This is a genomic window from Veillonella parvula (assembly GCF_902810435.1).
GTDB lineage: Bacteria > Bacillota > Negativicutes > Veillonellales > Veillonellaceae > Veillonella.
In genome coordinates this window covers 1,533,446-1,554,304 of sequence record NZ_LR778174.1, presented here as the reverse complement: position 1 = coordinate 1,554,304, position 20,859 = coordinate 1,533,446, and the positions used below count along the sequence as shown (strand labels likewise).

The window sequence follows — 20,859 nt, the reverse complement described above, 5'->3', positions numbered from 1 at the left end:
ATTTACTCTATATGAGTATGGAGGTACATATTATGAATAAAAAGGTTCTTTCCTTAGGTGTAATGCTTTCTTTAGTTACTACTGGTGCATTCGCGGCTGATGTAGTAACTACATCCGTTAACAACGGAGACCAATTAAGCAAATATCAAAAAGAAGCTATTCAATTAACACAAAAGCAATTAGCAGAAAAATCTGTTTTAGACAGTAAAACCTATGAACGTACATTAGCTTTAAACGAAGCCCGTACGGTTGATTTAGCATTAGCTAATAATCGTACAGCTAAGCAAACTAAATGGGGTTATGAAGCTGCTAAATCTGCAGTAAGCCAAGTAGCAGCTGGTAAGAATCCAAGTGTTAGTTATGGTTGGAGTGCTCAAAAAACGGGCGGTGACACAGGTAGTGGCAAATCTGGAAGTCATAACTTCTCCATTAGTGCGCCTGTATTCAATCCACAACTTGATGCGAGCATTGATTCTGCACGTTATACTCGTGAAGGTACTGGTGCTAGCTATGAAGAGGCTTTACAACAAGCAAAATATGATGCTCTTAACGGTTATTATACATTGATTATGAGCCGCAATATGGTAGATGTAGCACAACAAGCTGTTAAAGATTATCAAGGTCATGTAACCAATGTAGAGGCACAGTATAATGTTGGTTTAGTGGCGAGCTCCGACGTATTGGCAGCTAAAACAAATCTTGATGATTCTCAAACATCTCTTGTAAAAGCGCAAAATGCTGCAAATTTAGCAGAGGCGAACTTAAATCAAGTTATTGCATACCCTGCACAAACAGCTATTACTACAGCAGAGCGTGATTTACAATATAAACCATATAATGTAACCTTGGAGCAAGCGAAAGCATATGCTATGCTTCATCGTTCCGCTCTTGTTAAATCAGCTCTTGATGTAAAATCTGCAGAAGAAGCTGTAAAATCTGCTAAGGCCGGTTATTTGCCTACGGTTGCTGTAAAAGCTGGTCGTGGCTATGGTGATCCAGATGGTTACTTTGGTACAAGCACAAAGTCCTGGAGTGTTGGCGCTAGTGCTACTTGGAACTTATGGGATGGTGGTGCAACACAAAATGCTATTAAAAAAGCAAATGCACAACTTGAACAAGCAAAAGAAGCTAACTTGGCAACTGTTGATGCTGTATTGTTAGCTGTACAAAAAGCATACTTGAATTTACGAGCTGCTGAACAAACAATTCAAAGTACACAAACTGCAGTCGCACAAGGTCAAGAAAGTTTCCGTATTGCTACGCTTCGTTACCGTGCAGGTGTTGGTACGAACCTTGATGTACTTGATGCAGAAACTAAGTTGACAACAGCTCGTAATAACTATGTAGAAGCTCTTTACAATTACAATATTAGCATTGCGGCTCTTGAACAATTAACAGGCGTTCCATTGTCTACATCTGTAGGTCAAGGTGCTGAAGTTATCGCTAATAGTGGTGCTGTTGAACAATTGTCAAAACTAGGCGGCAATCAATAATATGATCTTTAAAAAGACGACTTTGGTCGTCTTTTTTCTTGTAATGAACATTATAGACAATGAGTGTTCCTGATAGGTTTTATAAAATTCACTCTGAAAATACTATAGTTATTACTGTGTCTGTGGTAAGATTAGTATATATATTTATATTATTCATAATGTGTATGGGAGTATCATTATGACCCGTAAAAAGTGGCTCCTTATCGGTGCAGCGATTTTAGGTTTGTCTGGTATTGTTGGTGCCAGCATTAATCCTATGGCTCAAACTTACATTGCACCTATGGTTAAAGAACAAGTAAATAATGTCATAAACGGTTCTATAGACTATGATTCTCTCCGAATTAATTGGAATGGTGATGTTGTTCTAACAGATGTGATTATCAAAGATAGAGATGGACATTTAGTTGGAACTGCTCAAGAGGTAGCTGTAGGAGTTAAATTATCTTCTTTACCGAAGATTATTGGTGGCAACACATCAGGGGCTACGGCTATTTCTAGTGTAATCGTCGAGACGCCAGATTTTCATATATGGCAACTAGCTGATGGGTCGTGGAGTATAACTAAGTTAGTAAAACCATCCGATCCAAATAAGTCGGGTACTTTTGATGGCTCTGTAACTATTAATGATGGTCGTGTAGCTCTACGTACTAAAGATGGAATAAAGAGAAATGTAGAAAATCTTGATGGGACTATGGCGCTTAATATGAGTGGAATGTCTAAAGGCGCCTTTACTGCGGATGTAGATGGTTCCGCAATTACCATGAATGGCAAAATTGATATGAACAATGTATCTAATTTTGATCTCTTTGTACAAGCTAACGAAATTGATACAGCTGGTATTATGCGTTTTGTTCCACTTCGTAAGGAGTTATCTGTAACGAGTGGTAAATTACAAGATATACATTTAAATCTTAAAAGTGAAGATGGCAAATATATCATGAGTGGTAATGTAGGCTTTAAAGGCTTAACCGGCACTTATAAACGGGGTAATACAATTTATAATATTACCGATGGTACGGGTCGCATTATGCTTAATAATGATCAAATCGTTATTAGTCGTAGTTCTTGGAGAGTAAATGATCAAGTAGCAAAGATCAATGGATTAGTTACACTGGGTAAAGAGGAAGAATATTTAAATCTTAATGTTGTAGCCGATAAAGTAGCTTTAGAAGCGATAACAGATGTCGGTGTTACTGGCATTGTAGGTGGGCGTGCACATATTGGTGGTACGACAGTAGCCCCTCGTGTAGATGCAACGATTGCTAGTGATGGTATTTCTTATAAAGGTTACTATATTGATCGTTTACAAGGGAATATCGTATATGATAACGGTTTAGTTCGTACTGATGATGCGCACTTGTCTATAGGTGAAGGTAGCGCAAAGATTAAGGGTCAATATGTAGCTGATACAGGGGATTTTGATGCTATTATAAATACTCAAGATTTACCTTTAGGCACTTTCACAAAAGATATGACCACACCGATTACAGGTAATATCGATGGTGAGATTCGTATTTTAGGAAAAAATAATCAAGTTACAGATGCCGTAGGCGCTGTTGAAGGTCGCCAAATAGGTATTCACGGCGTTGTGGTTGATACTGTAAAAGCTAACTTTACGCATGCTGATAATCGTACAAACATAACCGTTGTAGGTACTATGGGGGATGGGACGCTTAGCGGGTATGGCTATATCCAGAATGGTAACGTAGATGCCACTATTTCAGGTAATGCATTGCCGTTGACCGCATTAAGTCCTATTATTGGTCAAGATGTTGATGGCACCTTAAATACTTCTTTTGCGATAAAAGGCATAGTAGATAATCCAAATGTAACGGGCACTGTATGGGGTCAAGAGGTACATTATAAAGGGGCTCGATTCAATAATATCCATGGTGATATTAAGCTAGATAACCATATTCTCACTATTATCAACGGACATATTGGTGATGGCGATGGGGGCTATGATGTTAATGGTTGGTATAATCTTGATACGGATGCGTTAGATTTAAATGCTAGGGCTCGGGCTGCTCGTATTGAAAATGTGATTCGTACTGTTACAGATGTTCCTATTACGGGTTGGTTTGAAACGGACAATCATATTACAGGAACGGCTGCAAATCCGATTATAGAAGGTCGTGCTCATTTGTGGGATGGTTCTGCTTATGGAAAACTCGTGACTAATGCATTTGCAAAATATAACTATCAGAATGATATATTAGAGCTTTATAGATTTGATATTGAAGGTTATGGTGCAACTATCACAGGTGGAGGTACAGTATCTAAAGAAGTAATTAATGTTGATTTTGAAGGTAAAAATATTGATATGGGCAGATTGCTCATTAATACGGGTTACAAAGTTGATGGGTTGGTATCTGGTCGAGGGCAAATTACTGGATCTATGGATAACCCTCAATTCAATGGCTATATTTCATCTGATGCCTTATCAGTTAATGGAGAATTATTGAACGATATTCATGGTCGTGTTTATGCAGATAAATCGGTTGTAAATGTACAAGATTTCACCTTTGCTGAAGCCGATGGTGGTCGCTATGCTGTTAAAGGTGGTATGAAGTTTGATGACAGTAGACAATTATTTGGTGTATTAGATGTTACTAATGGTAGCGTAAAGAATTTACTAAACTTGCTAGACCGGTCCAACGAACATATTGATGGTAAATTAAATGGTTCTGTTGAAATTGGAGGTACACGCGACAATCCAAGTGTTAATGTAACAGGCAAGATTAATGATGTAAGTATTGATGAAAAAATTGTTGGTGATGCAACTATCAATGCAAGTTTTGCTAATCGTAAATTTAAAGTTACAACTTTGAAACTACCTGTTGGGGACGGTCTTATTGCAATAGGCGGTACGATGGATCTTGATGGTCAAGCAGATTTACAGGTTGCATTAAAGGATGTTGATATAGTACCGTTCTTGCCACTTATAGGTAAGGATATTCAAGCTACTGGTTGGGTGACTGGTGTTGTGAATATCACTGGAGAAACTAAGAATCCTAAAGTAGAATTATCCAGTGCTATAGAGTCGGGGTCCTTTAATGGTGTTGGTATTGATGAAGGTTTTGTATTGGCTACAATGCAAGATCAAGTTATTCAGATTCAACGAATTCAAGGTGCCAAAAGTGGGTATAAGCTAAGTGTCTATGGTAAGATTCCATTAGCGGCAATCTTTACATCTGGGTATATTCCAGCAAATGATAGCAAATCTATGGATGTAACTATTGATTTTAACGAAGCAGATATGGCTGTTATCCCTCTTCTTACAACTAGTGTTAAGGAGGCAACAGGTCCGTTAAAAGGCACGGTTCACATTACAGGCACTATTGATCAGCCTGAAGCATATGGTACTGTATCGGTACGTAATGGTACGATGAAATTGTCAAGTGTAGAAAATCAAATTACTGGTATTGATGGTGACTTAATTTTCTCTGGTCAACAAGGTGATTTCCAATCCCGTATTAATATGGGCAAAGGCTCAGCTGGTTTGGCTGCTAAAGTAAATTGGTCTGGACATACTCTTACTAATTATAAGGCGGCAGTTCAGCTAGAAGACTTAGAGGTTCGCAGTGAATATGTAAGAGGACCGTTGAATGGTGAACTTTATATTGCTGACCGAGATGGATTGCCGACCCTTATTGGTACTTTAAATCTTGAAAAGATTCAATTCAAAATTCCTCTTTCCTTACAATCTAGTGAAAGTACCAAAGATATGGGGGTGGATGTTACTGTTCATGCTGGTAAAGGAGTACGCTTATATGATCGCACCTTATACAACATGTTTATCAGTGGCGATGTTCATTTTGGTGGATCCTTACAAAATCCAACTGCTAGTGGTCAATTCGATGTTAGAAATGGCACGTTTAAGTATTTGAGCCATGTATTTAATATTACAAAAGGGAATGCCCATTTCGTAGGTGGCTCTTATTTACCAAACTTACAATTAGAGGCTGAAACAAATGTAAGTAATTACACTATTATGCTTGGCGTAAAAGGGACAGTGGATCATATGGACTTATCATTGTCCTCTAATCCTACATTGTCTAGAAAGCAAATCATTTCCATGTTGACCTTCGGCCGCGGTGCAGATTCAAATAGTAGTACTTTGACAAATGAAGATGTGAATGCTGTGGCTACAGCAGGGCTTCAAATGTTTGCTTTTGGCTATGTACAAGATGCATTACAAAATACACTTGGGTTAGACCGCATCAATATTACAACAGGGTCAATTGATCCCGATGAGCCAACCAATAGGGATACGGCAAGTAATTATAATATTGAAATCGGTAAATATGTATTACCGAGAGTCATGTTGACTTATTCTCAAGGTATTAATAACAAACAAAATAAATATGGTATAGAATATTCTGTTAAACGAAACCTTAAGTTCACGGGATGGCATACATCAAAAGGGAACAATTATATAGGTGGTCGTTGGACACGTAGCTTTTAAGAGTATGGCTAGAATGTGTAAACCCCTTAGGTATGCACATTCTAGTCATATTAATTGTACGCCGAATAGGCATGACTAAACCCCCAGTTAAACTGGGGGTCAGTAAAATTTCTTAGAGAAAAGGAAAGAACCTCCTAGTGCTAAAATGGAGTTGGTCTGGCAACCACAACATTTCAACATAGGAGGTTCAATGTCAATGAATGACGTAAAAAGCTTATCACATAGTAAATGGAGATGTAAATATCATATTGTTTTTGCTCCAAAGTATAGAAGGCAAATAATTTATGGTCGGATAAAAGCTGATGTAGGTAAAATTCTAAGAGATTTATGTAAGAGAAAAAATGTAGAAATTATCGAGGCAGAATGCTGTCCGGATCATATACATATGCTAGTAACAATTCCACCACATTTAAGCGTATCAAGTTTTATGGGATATTTAAAAAGCAAAAGTAGCCTCATGATATTCGATAAACACGCAAATTTAAAATATAAGTATGGAAATAGACATTTTTGGTGTAGAGGATATTATGTGGATACGGTGGGAAGATATGAAGGAGCGATAAAAGAGTATATTCGCAATCAGTTACAAGAAGATATAGCACAAGATACATTAAACTTTAAAGAATATACCGACCCGTTTACGGGTGAGCCGGTAAAATAGGCAAAATAAAAGCCCCCGAGTAGGGGGCAGCCAGTGGTAATAGAGTGGTTGTCAGATCATTCAATGCCCTCTTTAGAGGGCCACCACTAGAGAAAGACCCTTATAGGGTCAGGGCAAACCACCCGTTCTACGGGTGGTTATGATTTCATAAAATTTGTTTAATATAGTACTCATTCCAAGCAATTTATGCTATAATGATAAAGATTTATTAGTCTTTATAAATAAGATGTAAACTCTTTATGGGGATGAGTTCTAGGAGGAATTTATGTTTAAACCAAAAGCTTATAAAAGTATGCTTGCAGCGTCCGTGTTGACCGCTGTCATGGGGACAGGCAGTGTATTTGCTGCTGAGGTACAAGCTGGCTATACTCCAGATTTAAATAGCACAACGACGACTAATGCTGCTACAGCAAATGATGCAGCTACTACACAAGCTGTTTATAATGCTGATGCAACTACTACAACTATACAAGATGAAACTGATGCAGCTATCTTAGCTGCTCGTGGTGATACGACTATATCTAGTGACGGCACTGTAGTAAAAGGTTCTGATGGAACTGTTACAGTCAATAATGCTGCTTTAAAAACTGATGATAAACAAGTAAAAATGGTATCTAAAACTACTGGTGGTACTGATCTTGATAAGGCTGCTGAAAATGGCCAAACTCAAGCTGTTACAACAGTAGAAGCACAATATGTCACATCTGCTAGTGCAGAATCTGTTAATCCTTACGTAGGTAAATTGATTACCGGTTTATCTATATCTGGCGTTACAGCTGAACAGCAAGCAAATTTGTTGCCAATTTTAACTGAAAAAGTTGGCGATGCCGTATCTGTTGATGGCGTATTTAAAGATGTAACTAATCTTGGTAATACTGGGTACTTCTCTGAAGTAAATCCTGTATTTACTTCCGTGCCTGAAGGCGTAAAATTGGACTTTGCCGTAACCGTAAATCCAGTTACTACTGGCGTTTCCTTTGAAGGTAATACTGTATATTCCTCCGAAGTATTGACTAAGTTCATGGATATTCAACCAGGTCAAGTTCTTAACTCTGTATCTGTAGGGCAAAAAGTCCAAGGTATTAATGCTGCATATGCTCGTGATGGCTATATGTTAGCACACGTTGATGGTGTCCGTGTAGATGACCAAGGCGTACTTCATATACACATTGTTGAAGGTATCGTAGAAGATATCATTCCAGCAGGTAACAAGAAAACTCGCAATAAAGTTATTACTCGTGAATTTGTTCAAAAGAAAGGAAAACCTTTTAATAAATTCTTGGTACGTCGTTCTGTAGAACGCGTATATAACTTAGGTTTCTTTGATGACGTAAACGTTCGTATGTTGCCAGGTGAACAAGATCCAAATAATGTAATTATTGAAATCGATGTATTGGAACATAAGACTGGTACCATCACATTAGGTGCTGGTTACTCTAAATCTGATGGGTTGATGGGTATCGTTGAATTCGGTGAAGATAACTTCCGTGGTACTGGCGATAAATTTAAAGTTCACTGGGAAATCGGTGGTAAGAAAAAATATAAGAACTACCAAATCTCCTACTTGAAACCTTGGATCGATAGCAAAGGTACATCCCTTGGCTTCTCCTTCTTCAACCGCGAAGATGAATACACAGATTACAATGAAGATGGTAATGAAGTAGCAGAATACAATAAGAAATCTCGTGGCTTTAATATTTCGTTCGGACGTCAAACTGGGGAATATACTCGTGATTACTTGACATTAGAATCCCGTAAAGATTCTTATAAATGGGATGATGATGATAGCTCTGGCTTCCGTTATGATAAAAATGCGGGTAAAGGTACAAACTGGGATAATGGTTCCTATAACTTCGCATCTGACAACTATGTAAAAAATAACTTCGGTCGCATTAACTCCGTAACATGGCAAAAAGTATACGATTCTCGTGATAATATCTATGAACCAACTCGTGGTCGTCGTATTTCTTATACTACACAATGGGCTGGTCATGGCTTGGGCGGTGACTTCGACTTCTACAAATTCACAGCTGAAACTCGTATGTACAAGAAATTGGGTGCTAAGAATGTATTGGCATTCCGTGCACGTGCTGGTTTCATCCAAGGTGATGCTCCTTATAGCCAATTGTTCACGTTGGGCGGTGCTGATTCCTTACGTGGTTATGAAGATGATCAATTCCGTGGTAAAAAGATGTACAATGCTACGTTGGAATTCCGTTTCCCAATTGTTAAGAAAGTTAGCGGTGTGTTATTCGGTGATATTGGTGATGCATGGGATGCACCAAATGTTACATGGTATAACAGCAAAAAATCCTTTAACTATGGCGTTGGTGCTGGTGTTCGTATTACAACCCCAATTGGTCCTGTTAAACTTGACTATGGTGTGGGTAAACACAAAAATAAATTCCACTTCAGCTTCGGTACACAATTCTAATATTGTAAATGTATATGGTGAAGGCCTCTTTTTAAAGAGGCTTTCACCAATATCTCTATATGGCATCCTTTGATGCAGTGATTTAAAGAAATGAGGGCACTCTATTATGATGCGAATGATGAACAACAAGGCGAATGTAAAGATTTTTTCCATCGTCATTGCTGCTATTTTTATTGTTGGTATTGGTGCGTTAGCTTATACGCAAATGGCTTCGCCTAGTAGTAATAGTGGGACTAGTACTATTGGGGTTATCGATACATCTCGTATGTTGTCTCAAGATAATCCAATTTATATCTCTGCAGCTCAAGAATATATGAGCTATCAAAGCCAATTACAACAAGAAACGCAAGCTAAAATTGATGCAGCACAAGATGATGCTACTAAACAAAAAATTGCTGAAGAAGCTCGTCAAAACCTAGCTAAAAAAGATCAAGAAATTGCTAAATCCGTTCAAGATAAAGCTATGGAGGCTGCAAAAGCGGTTGGTGATGCTAAAGGTCTTAGCGTTGTTATGACTAAAGACACTGTACTATACGGTGGTGTTGATATTACAGATCAAGTATTGAAAAAACTAGCTACTGATGCAAAAAAATAAACTGTAGTTCTATGTAAGGGAGAACGACAATGAACGGGAAACAACGATATATAGGACTAGTCATATTTCTCGTTGCTGCAATAAGTGCTATGATTTGGGCCTATGGTTTTGTAACAAATCGCCAACAGGGTCCTGATGGTATGTCAATAGGTGTTGTACGCATTGATGATGTACTAGAGTTTAATCCATCCTATGAGGATTATAAACAAGCCAAAAATGAACTGGAACTTTTACAACGTCAATATGAACTTGAACAACAAGCCTTAAATGCCAAGTCAGAGACACAAGATAAACAGTTGAAAACGCTTGCACTGGATTCAACCTTGTCAGATGCTCTTACGGTCGAATTGCAAACTCGTATTGCAACAAAAGAGAATGAACTAAATCAGCAATTAAATGCGAAACGCAATGAATTGACTCAAAAGTATTTAGCTGAGTTAAAGGTTAGTACTAATGAATATGATCTGGAAATCGTAAACCTTCAACTAGACTTATATACCTATGATGCACGTGTATATATAGATGATGCACAAAGAGCAGCGGCTATGGCTGAAAAAGCTAAAAAAGAAGAAAGATTAAAGGACTTATTAGCTAAGAGAAAACCATCGGATTTCGATGTGGATTCAATTAAAGCAAAGGTACAGGCTGAGCTTGCTCCAATGCAACAAAAAGGGCAGGAAGAGCTCAATCAATACGCTGCATCCCTACAGAAGGAATTAGCTGAGAAACGAGACTCCATGGTACAACAACAAGCACAAGCCATCATTGCTAATAATAACCTGCCTGTGGCGCAAGAGTGGAATGATACATGGGCAAAAAAGCTTTCAGATAAAGAAGCTGAAGTGAGTGCACTTCATGAGGCCATTTTAGAAGATGTTCGTATGCGCGTAGCAATTATTGCGGAGGAACAACATTTAGATTTAGTCATCATCGATGATGGTGGTAATATTAAAGGGCTTGATATTACTGATGCAGTGAAGGCGTCCTATCGAGTTCAATAAGGAGTTATATTATGAATAAACGTATTAAATCTTTAGTATTAGGTGCATCTTTAGTAGCTTCTATGGCTATCTTAGGTGGTTGTGGTTCTAATAATGTTGGTTATGTTGATAGCGTGAAAGTAGCAAACAGTACTGAAAAAGGTATTGAAATTACTAAAGAAATCAATGCTAAAAAAGCGGAATTAGATGCTAAAATTGCTGCTGCCGATGAAGCATCTAAACAAAATGTATTTAATCAAGCGAATCAAGAATTAAATGCCTTTGCGAATGCAAAAGCGCAAGAATATCGTCAATATCAAGAACAAAAAATCAATGAACTTGTGAAAGAGAAAAAACTTGATGTTATTATTGAGAAAGGCGCTGTTGTTGGCGGTGGCTCTGATGTAACTGATGATTTGATTACAAAAATGGGTAAAGCTTCTGACGACCAAATCAAAGAAGTTGAAAATGCAGCTAAAGCCCAAGAGCAACAAGATGCTCAGCAAAATGCACAACAAGCAGATCAAGCTGCAACAAGTACAACTGAAGCTGCACAATAATTGAAGATTATCACGGGGGAGGAGTTTGCCTTGGAAAAAACTTTACAGGAACTCGCAAATTTAGTAGGCGGTCAACTTATAGGGGATGAGTCTATTGTCATTACTGAGACACGTAGCTTTGAGCAAGCAGTAAAACAATCCATAACTTTTGCAATAGGTGAATATGTTGAACATATTGCATTATGCCAAGCGGGTGCTGTTATCGTTGAATCGGAAGTAAAAAATGCACCGATGGCACAAATCGTAGTTGATAATGCAAAAGCCGCATTCGCCCAAGTGCTAGAAGTATTCCATCCACCTGTTGTAGTTCCCCGTGAAGTGCATAGTACAGCTATTATTGGCAAGAATGTTACACTTGGTAAAAATGTAGCTATTGGTGCCTATTGTGTTATTAATGATAATGCTGTTATCGGTGATAATGTAACAATTCGACCTTATGTATATATTGGTCATAATGTACGAATTGGGGAAGATTCTGATATCTATGCAGGTGCTATCGTACATGAGAACTGTATTTTGGGTAAACGCGTTGTATTGCGTGCTAAAGCAGTTATCGGTGGTGAAGGTTTTGGCTTTGCCACAGAAAATGGTATTCATACGCATATTCCTCAAGTAGGCAATGTTATTCTTGAAGATGATGTAGAAATTGGTTCTTGCACTACTGTTGATAATGCTACAATGGGATCTACCTTGGTACGTCGCGGTACAAAAATTGACAATCTTGTTCACCTTGGCCACAATGTTGAGATTGGAGAAGATTGTTTCTTGATTGCACAGGTTGGGATTGCAGGTAGTACAAAATGTGGTAACCATGTAATCTTTGCAGGACAAACAGGCTGTACTGGTCATATTACAATTGGAGATAATGTACAATTTGCAGGTAAAACAGGAATTACTGGCAATGTACCATCTAATTCTGTTATGGCTGGGTATCCAATGAGACCTCATAAAGAATGGTTAAAATTGGCTGCTTACGAGAATCGTTTGCCAGAAATGGTGAAAACTGTAAAACAATTACAAAAAGAAATTGACGCTTTGAAAGCACAGCTTAAGGAGAGCTAATAATCCATGTATAGGTTTATGAAAATCTTTAGTGCCTTTATTTGCTTATTACCTAAAGGTTTGCAATATGCTATTGGTACATTGCTAGGTGAAATTGCGTGGTTAGTGGTGCCACCTAAACGCAAGCGCCTAGCGATAGGCCAAATTTTATTCTGTAATATTACAGATGATCCTAAAGAAGCTCGACGTATTGCGAAAGCTAGCACTACACGCTTTGGCCGTATGATTATTGATGTATTGCGCTATCCTGAAATTAAAGATGGTGCATACAAAGATATGGTGGAGTTTATTAATCGAGAGTACTTAGATGATGCCTTAGAAAATGGTCGAGGTGCAATCTTAGCCGCTGTTCATAGTGGTAACTGGGAACTCCTAGGTGCCGTTCTTGCTTCTGAAGGGTATCCGTTGATTTCTGTGGCTATGAAACAAAATGGTGATGCCGATAAGTTTATCAATGAATATCGTCGGATTATGCATCAACATGTGACCTATAAAACAGGTGTTCGTGAAATGATTAATGAACTAAAAAAAGGTGCATTTTTAGGCCTTATTATGGATCAGGACCCTGGTGATGATGGCCTTCTTGTACCATTCTTTGGTTATGAAACATTGACGGCTGCGGGACCAGCTGTATTGGCTCGTATGCAAGATGTGCCCATTATTTTTGTAACCATACATTATAGTCCGTTTTCTGAGAAACATGAGATTGAAGCGCATCCACCAATTTATGTGGAACGCACAGATGATAAAAAGCGTGATATAGCGGTAACAACAACTCGTCTAAATGAGTTTATTGAAGATTATATTCGGCGATATCCTGAAGATTGGTTTTGGCTTCATAACCGTTGGAAATGGACTCGTCGTTTTTATGGTGAACAAATAGATACACCACCTGATGTTTTTCAATAGTTAATAATTTTAAAGAGATTTTGTTTATGCGATTGTGGAATATCCAAGATGAAACTGATTCCTATTAGCATGGATGAAATCTCTTTTTATTTTGTAACTTATAATTTAGTGTTTAAAAATAATCTATTAAAATTTTAAAGACTAAGAATAGTCTTTCCAATTAGCGTAATATATGGTAAATTTCTTGTAACGCCTATGCAAATAGGGTATAATACATATTGGTGTATAGTAAACGTGAATTCGGATTATGAAAGGACATTCTTATGAGTAAGCCACAACAAACAATAAAAAAGGCTGTTTCATATCAAGGGATTGGCCTTCATAGCGGTGAACCAGTAGATATGGTTTTTAAGCCTGCACCTGAAGATACAGGAATTGTGTTTGTCCGCACGGACATTGAAGGGCATCCTTCTGTGCGAGCACACATTGATAATGTGACGAACACTATGCGCGCTACCACGTTGGAAAATGGTGAAGCAAAGGTATTTACTGTTGAACATGTGATGGCAGCGTTCAGTGCTATGAATATTGATAACTGTTATATTGAAATGGATTCTCCAGAACCTCCTGTAGGTGATGGTAGTAGTGCTATTTTTGTCAATCTTATTGAAGAGGCTGGCATTGAAGAACAAATAGCGTCGCGTCATATATACAAAGTGACTCGATCTCATGCTGTTTATGATGGGGATCGTTTTATTGTGATTTTGCCATATGATGGCTATCGCATGACTTTTACATCAATTAACAGCCATCCGTTGCTTGGTACGCAACAATGTGATTTTGAAGTATCGCCTGAGTATTTCAAAGCACACATTGGATCGGCTAGGACTATCGGATTTATGAAGGAATTGGAACAATTACAGGCCATGGGGCTTGCAAAAGGCGGTAGCCTAGATAATGCATTAGTCTATGATGATGAGAAATGTCTATCTATACCACGCTTTGAGGATGAATTAGTTCGCCATAAAGCATTAGATGTTATAGGGGATTTATTCTTGTTAGGACCGATTGAAGGCCATGTAATTGCTTTGAAATCGAGTCATGAATTAAATTCAAGATTGGCTCGCAGTATAATGGAAGAAATAAGGGAGACACAGCCATGATTCTTAATCACGAAGATATTTTAGAAATTTTACCTCATCGTTACCCAATGCTTTTGGTTGATCGCATTGTTGAGTTAGAACCTATGAAACGTGCTGTGGGTATTAAAAATGCTACATTCAACGAATTGTTCTTCCAAGGTCACTTTCCAGGGAACCCAGTTATGCCAGGTGTATTATTGACTGAAGCTATTGCTCAAGTCGGTGGTATTGCATTATTGTACCCTGAGGAAAATCGTGGTCTTACTCCTATGTTTACAGGTATTGATAAAGTGCGTTTCCGCCATCCTGTAAAACCTGGCGATCAAGTTCGCATGGAGGTAGATATTGTTAAAATTAAAGGTAAAATGGGCAAGGTTGAAGGCCGTGCCTATGTTGGCGACAAATTGTGCGCTAGCGGTGAATACATGTTTGCCCTTGTATAATAGAATGAGGAGTGATTGTAGTGATAGTTGTAGGCATGGAAAATGCGGAAGCCAACATCCATAGTACAGCCATAGTCCATCCAAATGCTAAATTGGGCAAAGATGTAATCGTAGGTCCTGGCGCTGTTATCGGCGAACATGTCGAGATTGGCGATGGCACACAAATCGGTGCACATGTTGTAATTGGTGGTTGGACAACCATTGGTAAGCGTTGTGAAATTTATCCTAACGCATCTATTGGGTTGGAACCGCAAGATTTAAAATTTAAAGGCGAAAAAAGCTATTGTAATATTGGCGATGAAACGGTTATTCGTGAATTCGTAACTATTAGCCGCGCTACTGGTGAAGGTGAAGAAACACGTGTAGGCAATAATTGTTTACTTCAAGCCTGTACACATGTGGCTCATAACTGTATTGTTGGTAATAATGTAATAATGAGTAATTGTGCTGGTCTTGCAGGGCACGCTATCGTTGAAGATCGCGTGGTTATTGGCGGCCTTGCAGGTATTCATCAATTTGTTAAAATCGGTCGTAATGCAATGGTTGGCGGGATGGCTAAGGTGGTACAAGATATCCCACCTTACGTAATTGCTGATGGTCAACCGGCACGTGTTATCGGTCTAAACTCTGTAGGCTTATCTCGTGCAGGAATTTCCGAAGATGTACGACGTGATTTGAAACAGGCATTCCGTATTATTTATCGTTCTGGATTCAGCTTATCTAAGGCGATTGAAGAAATGGAATTACAATTGGATTCTTCCGTAGAAATTGAAAATTTATTACGCTTCCTACGCAATGCTGATAGGGGAATTATGCGTACTCGTCGCGACTAATTATGAGGACCTCGTACAATGTACGAGGTCTTTTTGTGTGCATTATCACTAGTTGAGTTTTATATCAATGATAATTTACATTATATTTTTATATTTATAGAAAAGTTTTGATAGATATAATCGTAGATTTTTTAGTGCTTAAAAGGAATAAGGGAATTATAATAAAATGATGAAGAAAAGGGCATAAACCATGGCTTTTTAATGGTAAAAAGTAGCTATTTATAGTACAATATATTGTATATGATTATGTCTATTTTTAGGCCTTTTCATAGGGAACTTGAAATTACTAATTGATATATAGGCCGTGAGGCCATCTAGGAGGTATAGTCTTGGCAAAGGTAGGATTAATTGCGGGCATAGGTGTTTTGCCTGTAGAATTCATGCGTGCCGCTCATGTATTGGGCCACGAGGTGGTTGTTATCGGTGTGGTACCTGATATAGACCCGGCTCTAAAGGCTGAGGCTGATGCTTTCTACGATATTGGTGTTGCTAAACTAGGTAAAATCTTCAAAACCTTGAAAAAAGAAGAGGTTGAAGAGTTAACCATGCTTGGGAAAGTTACTAAAGAGATTCTTTTTAAAGGTCTTACGTTTCCTGATTTAAAAACATTAGGTGTTTTAAAGCGTCTTAAAAATCGTAAAGATGATACGATTATGCTTGCCATCGTTGATGAAATAGAGCGAGAAGGCTTTAAAGTATTAGATCAAACCGTATACTTAAAACCATTTATGCCAAAGGTTGGAGTGCTTTCAAAAGCACAACCTACAGATGAGCAATGGGCTGATATTTGTTTTGGTTTTGAACTAGCTAAACAAATGGGTGCCCTTGATATAGGTCAAACTGTTGTTGTTAAGCATAAGGCGGCCATGGCTATTGAAGCTATTGAAGGTACTGATAAGTGTATTTTACGAGGTGGCGAGCTCGGCCGTGGGGATGCGGTTGTTGTTAAAACCGAAAAACCAAATCAAGATGTACGCTTTGATGTGCCGGCAGTAGGCATAAAAACGCTCATGTCTATGATTGATAGTGGTTGTAAGGTACTAGCTGTAGAAGCGGAAAAGACTATTTTCGTACAACAACAAGATGTGCTTGATATGGCAGATCGTCATGGTATTGTTATTTGTGCAGTAGACCAAGAATTTGTAAATTCCAGAAAGGATGCATAATGAAAGTCATGTTTTCCGCTGGTGAAGCTTCCGGCGATACTCATGCGGCAAGTGTAGCCAATGCATTGAGAGAAATAGATCCTTCTGTAGAGATGTTTGGTATGGGTGGCACCTTGATGGAACGCGCTGGTGTTCGTATCGTGTATGACATTAAAAACCTTGGTGTCATTGGTATTGTAGAGATTGTGAAATCATTGCCAAAATTCTTTAAGCTGCGCACGTACTTGAAGCGTGTCATGATGAAGGAAAAACCAGATATTCTTGTTTGTGTAGATTATCCAGGTTTTAATATGAAATTAGCTGCGGTGGCTCATGAACTGGGGATTCCTGTTTTATATTATATTGCTCCAACGATTTGGGCTTGGCACAGTAGTCGTGGTAATACAATTCGTAAGTATGTAACTAAGGTAGCATCTATCTTTCCATTTGAAGCTGAAGCATATCGCAAGTATAAATGTAATGTAGATTTTGTAGGGCATCCTTTACTCGATATCGTACATCCTACGATGACTAAGGATGCGGCCGAAGCATACTTTGGGGCTCGTAAAGAGGCTAAAAAGGTATTGCTCATGCCGGGCAGTCGTAAACAAGAGGTTTTATCCTTGCTTGATACGATGTTAAAAAGTGGTGAGCAATTGATGGCGAAGCATGAAGATATTCAATTCTTCTTGCCACGAGCGCATACAATTGATCGAAGTGAGCTAGAAGCTTTTATCGATGCTCATAAAGTGCCTGTTACGATTACGGAAGACCATACATATGACTTGATGCAGATTTGTGATGTGTGCCTTGCTGCATCAGGAACCGCTACATTAGAAACGGCTATGATGGAATTGCCAACGGTGTTATTGTATCGCGTATCTCCAATTACGTATGGTATTGGTAAGATGGTTGTAAATGTAACACATGTGGGCTTACCTAATATTGTAGCTGGTAAAGAAGTCATTCCTGAATTATTACAAGATGCTGTCACGCCAGAAGCGATTGTGTCTTTGGTAGAACCATTGATTAGTGATGTAGAGAAAAATGAAGCTATGCGCAGTGAATTGCGCGAAGTACGTCATAAATTAGGTGAACCGGGTGCAGTAAAACGGGTAGCACATCTTGTATATAATCTCGGTAAGGAGAAATGTAATGAATAGTTATTCTAGGCTCTTATACTTTGTAAAGCCTTATTATAAGCGAATGCTTTTTGCAGTATTCTGCATGATTGTCGCTGCTGCTGCCTATTTGGTAGTACCTTGGCTAATTAAGAATGTAGTAGACCAAGTATTAGATGAAAAGAATATGTTTATGTTGAACCTTATTGTAGGTGCTATTATACTCATTTTCCTAATTCGTGGCTTTGCTACCTATGGTCAAACTTATAACATGTCCTACATCGGACAGCGCGTGATTATCGATGTACGTGAGGCTATTTTTAATCATCTACAAAAATTAAGCTTATCCTATTTCGATCGTCGTAAGACGGGCGTTATCATGAGTAATCTTACAAATGACGTAGCTGCATTGCAAACGGCGGTGGTAGATAACTTGATTTCTTTTATCACTGAATCTGTAACACTTATCGGTTCCTTGGTGTCCATGCTTCTCATTGACTGGAAATTGACGTTAGTTACTTTTATTACGGTTCCCGTAGTTTTAGTGATTATCAATGTTTTTGGTAAGAAGCTTCGCGTGGCGGGGCATGATGTCCAAGGGCGTGTAGCTGATATTACGGCACTTTTACAAGAGGTAATTAGTGCAGTTCGCGTTGTAAAATCCTTTGCTCGTGAAGATTTTGAGCGTAAGCGCTTTGAAGATGAAAATGATCGCAATTTTAAAGCAGTTATCAAAGCTACTAAATTGACTAGTTTGTTAAGCCCAATGGTTGAGTTTTCTGCGGCAATCGCTGTAGCGGTCATCCTTTGGTACGGTGGTTACTCCGTAGTAACAGGTGCTATTACTGCAGGTTCTTTGATTGCCTTCTTGATTTATGCTATTAACTTGTCAAATCCTGTAAAACGTTTGAGTCAAGTATATGGTAATATTCAAAAGGCGTTGGCTGCTGCTGATCGTGTATTTGAAATTTTAGATACTAAAACAGATGTTGTGGAGAAACCTGATGCTATTACATTGCCTGCTATTACCGGCAATGTGGAGTTTAATGATGTTTCTTTCTCCTATGATGGAGAAAAGGCTGCCTTAGAACATTTTACCTTGTCTGTTAAGGCTGGTGAAAGTGTGGCCCTCGTTGGTCCATCTGGTGCAGGTAAGACAACTCTCGCTAACTTATTACCACGTTTCTATGATGTAACAGGTGGTTCTATTACAATTGATGGTTACGATATAAAAGATGTTACTTTTAAATCCTTGCGTGAACAAATTGGTCTTGTACCACAGGAAACCGTATTATTCAATGCTACAATTAAAGAGAATATCTTGTATGGCCGTTTAGATGCTACTGATGAAGACGTGTATGAAGCGGCTAAAGCGGCTAACGTACTTGAGTTCGTTGAGAAGATGCCTGATGGTCTCGATACAATTGTAGGCGAACGAGGCAGTTCATTATCTGGTGGACAACGTCAACGCGTTGCCATCGCACGCGCTATTTTAAAAGACCCTCGTATTTTAATTCTAGATGAAGCTACATCTGCTTTAGATACGGAGAGTGAAAAACTTGTACAAGAGGCGTTAGATCGCCTTATGAAAGGGCGTACGGCATTTGTTATTGCCCATCGATTGAGCACTGTTCAAAATGCTCATCAAATTGTTGTACTCAATCAAGGCCGCTTGGTAGAGCAGGGGACTCACCAAGAGCTATTAGCTATTGACGGCGGATTGTACAACCATCTTTATTCCGTTCAATTCTCCAATAAAGGATAACCATGTACTGGATATATAACGTATTGCTCATATTCTATTGGATTGGCTTGATTCCGGTTATTTTATACCGACTTGCCTTTGAAGATGGATTTTATGAGCGTATCAAACAGAGTGCAGGCTATATGCCAGCTTCACTATTAAAGAAAATTGAAGGGCGTCGTGCTATTTGGATTCACGCCGCTTCTGTAGGGGAAATTGTGGCTACCAGTCCATTGGTAAAAGAAGTCAAAAAGGAGTTTCCAGAAGCTGTTGTAGTTGTGTCTGTAGTTACTGCTACTGGTCATGCTATGGCTCATCGTATCATTCCTGAAGCAGAAGGAATTATTTTCTTTCCCCTTGATTTACCATATTTAACTCGTAAAATTTTACATATTATTAAGCCGATTACTATTTTACTTGTAGAAACTGAAATCTGGCCAAACTTCTTGCGTATCGCCGAATCGGAAAATATTCCAGTTATGATGGTTAATGGACGCATTTCAGATCGCAGTATGAAACGTTATAAGTATATCAGTGCTTTTACGCGTGAAATGTTACGTTCTATTGAGCGTTTCTGCATGCAGTCCAAATTTGATGCGGCGTATATTGAAAGTTTAGGTGCTCATACACCTGATATTACCGTAACAGGTAATATGAAATACGATCAAACATATGCCACCGTATCATATGAAGAAAAACAAGCTCTGCTCGATGAATTTGGCTTTGGAAATAATCATCCTATCATTATTGCAGGTAGTACTCACAAAGGTGAAGAAGAGGCTATTTTTGAAACCTTCAAGCAAGTATTGAAAGAGTATCCACAAGCTCGTTTATTGATTGCGCCTCGTGAAATTTATCGCGGTCATGATGTGCAAAATATTGCAAAGCGTTATGAATTGAGTGCTATTTGTCGTAGCGATATGAAGGAGCCTGTTCATGAAGGTATTCCCGTTGTCGTTTTAGATACCATTGGTGAACTTGGCCGACTGTATAGCTTAGGCGATATTATCTTTGTTGGTGGTTCCCTTGTTAAAACTGGAGGCCATAATATTTTGGAACCAGCTGCACATGGTAAGCCAATTTTGGTTGGGCCTCATATGTTTAACTTTAAAGAAATTTTCGCCTTATTAAACTCTCGAAATGCTTGTGAGCAAGTGAAGAATGGAAAAGAGTTAACCGCTATGGTCTTGCGTTTATGTAAGGATAGAGACTTGGCTAAAAAGATGGGGCAAAACTGCCTGGATATCATTAAAGAAAATCGTGGTGCTACGCGGCGTAATACACAAGAGTTACGTTTGCTATTTGAGAAACATCAAATTATTCCGTAGT

At 38.5% G+C, this 20,859-nt stretch carries 16 protein-coding genes; all 16 read left to right on the top strand.

Going from position 1 to position 20,859, the window contains the following annotated elements:
- Positions 1–32 precede the first annotated feature (32 nt).
- The 16 genes from FNLLGLLA_RS07050 (at position 33) to FNLLGLLA_RS06975 (ending at position 20,858) form a co-directional block, all read left to right on the top strand.
- The gene (locus FNLLGLLA_RS07050) at positions 33–1,493 is read left to right on the top strand and encodes a TolC family protein (protein ID WP_012864060.1); all 1,461 of its coding nucleotides are present in this window, start codon (positions 33–35) and stop codon (positions 1,491–1,493) included.
- A gap of 178 nt (positions 1,494–1,671) precedes the next feature.
- The gene (locus FNLLGLLA_RS07045) at positions 1,672–5,961 is read left to right on the top strand and encodes a translocation/assembly module TamB domain-containing protein (protein ID WP_156696968.1); all 4,290 of its coding nucleotides are present in this window, start codon (positions 1,672–1,674) and stop codon (positions 5,959–5,961) included.
- 196 nt (positions 5,962–6,157) lie between these two features.
- Positions 6,158–6,622, top strand: coding sequence for an IS200/IS605 family transposase (gene tnpA / locus FNLLGLLA_RS07040; RefSeq protein WP_038125930.1), 465 nt, complete (start codon positions 6,158–6,160; stop codon positions 6,620–6,622).
- 265 nt (positions 6,623–6,887) lie between these two features.
- Positions 6,888–9,056, top strand: a complete 2,169-nt coding sequence (locus FNLLGLLA_RS07035; RefSeq protein WP_012864062.1) for a BamA/OMP85 family outer membrane protein — start codon at positions 6,888–6,890, stop codon at positions 9,054–9,056.
- 106 nt (positions 9,057–9,162) lie between these two features.
- Positions 9,163–9,651, top strand: a complete 489-nt coding sequence (locus FNLLGLLA_RS07030; protein WP_004695463.1) for an OmpH/Skp family outer membrane protein — start codon at positions 9,163–9,165, stop codon at positions 9,649–9,651.
- 29 nt (positions 9,652–9,680) lie between these two features.
- Complete coding sequence (locus FNLLGLLA_RS07025) at positions 9,681–10,652, top strand: coiled-coil domain-containing protein (RefSeq protein ID WP_156696969.1); 972 nt, start codon at positions 9,681–9,683, stop codon at positions 10,650–10,652.
- A gap of 11 nt (positions 10,653–10,663) precedes the next feature.
- Positions 10,664–11,191 carry an OmpH/Skp family outer membrane protein gene (locus tag FNLLGLLA_RS07020; protein WP_012864064.1) on the top strand — a complete coding sequence of 176 codons (528 nt, stop codon included), beginning with the start codon at positions 10,664–10,666 and terminating at the stop codon, positions 11,189–11,191.
- A gap of 30 nt (positions 11,192–11,221) precedes the next feature.
- Positions 11,222–12,253: a UDP-3-O-(3-hydroxymyristoyl)glucosamine N-acyltransferase gene (gene lpxD, locus FNLLGLLA_RS07015; protein ID WP_012864065.1), complete on the top strand. Its 1,032-nt coding sequence runs from the start codon at positions 11,222–11,224 to the stop codon at positions 12,251–12,253.
- Positions 12,254–12,259: 6 nt separating this feature from the next.
- Entirely contained in the window at positions 12,260–13,162 is a 903-nt protein-coding gene (locus tag FNLLGLLA_RS07010; RefSeq protein WP_012864066.1) for a lysophospholipid acyltransferase family protein, read from the top strand.
- A gap of 263 nt (positions 13,163–13,425) precedes the next feature.
- On the top strand, positions 13,426–14,265 hold the full coding sequence (gene lpxC, locus FNLLGLLA_RS07005) for a UDP-3-O-acyl-N-acetylglucosamine deacetylase (protein WP_174892350.1): 840 nt from the start codon (positions 13,426–13,428) through the stop codon (positions 14,263–14,265).
- A complete protein-coding gene (gene fabZ, locus FNLLGLLA_RS07000) occupies positions 14,262–14,687 on the top strand; it encodes a 3-hydroxyacyl-ACP dehydratase FabZ (protein WP_004695477.1) in 426 nt (141 codons plus the stop codon). Before lpxC ends, fabZ begins: the two co-directional genes overlap by 4 nt.
- Positions 14,688–14,707: 20 nt before the next feature.
- A complete protein-coding gene (lpxA, locus tag FNLLGLLA_RS06995) occupies positions 14,708–15,520 on the top strand; it encodes an acyl-ACP--UDP-N-acetylglucosamine O-acyltransferase (RefSeq protein WP_174892349.1) in 813 nt (270 codons plus the stop codon).
- Between the two features lie 329 nt (positions 15,521–15,849).
- On the top strand, positions 15,850–16,686 hold the full coding sequence (locus tag FNLLGLLA_RS06990) for an LpxI family protein (protein WP_004695483.1): 837 nt from the start codon (positions 15,850–15,852) through the stop codon (positions 16,684–16,686).
- Entirely contained in the window at positions 16,686–17,828 is a 1,143-nt protein-coding gene (gene lpxB / locus FNLLGLLA_RS06985) for a lipid-A-disaccharide synthase (protein ID WP_174892348.1), read from the top strand. The genes FNLLGLLA_RS06990 and lpxB overlap by 1 nt, the downstream gene beginning before the upstream one ends.
- Positions 17,821–19,551: an ABC transporter ATP-binding protein gene (locus tag FNLLGLLA_RS06980; RefSeq protein WP_024061012.1), complete on the top strand. Its 1,731-nt coding sequence runs from the start codon at positions 17,821–17,823 to the stop codon at positions 19,549–19,551. The genes lpxB and FNLLGLLA_RS06980 overlap by 8 nt, the downstream gene beginning before the upstream one ends.
- Positions 19,552–19,553: 2 nt before the next feature.
- Positions 19,554–20,858, top strand: coding sequence for a 3-deoxy-D-manno-octulosonic acid transferase (locus tag FNLLGLLA_RS06975; protein ID WP_012864072.1), 1,305 nt, complete (start codon positions 19,554–19,556; stop codon positions 20,856–20,858).
- Position 20,859: the final 1 nt, after the last annotated feature.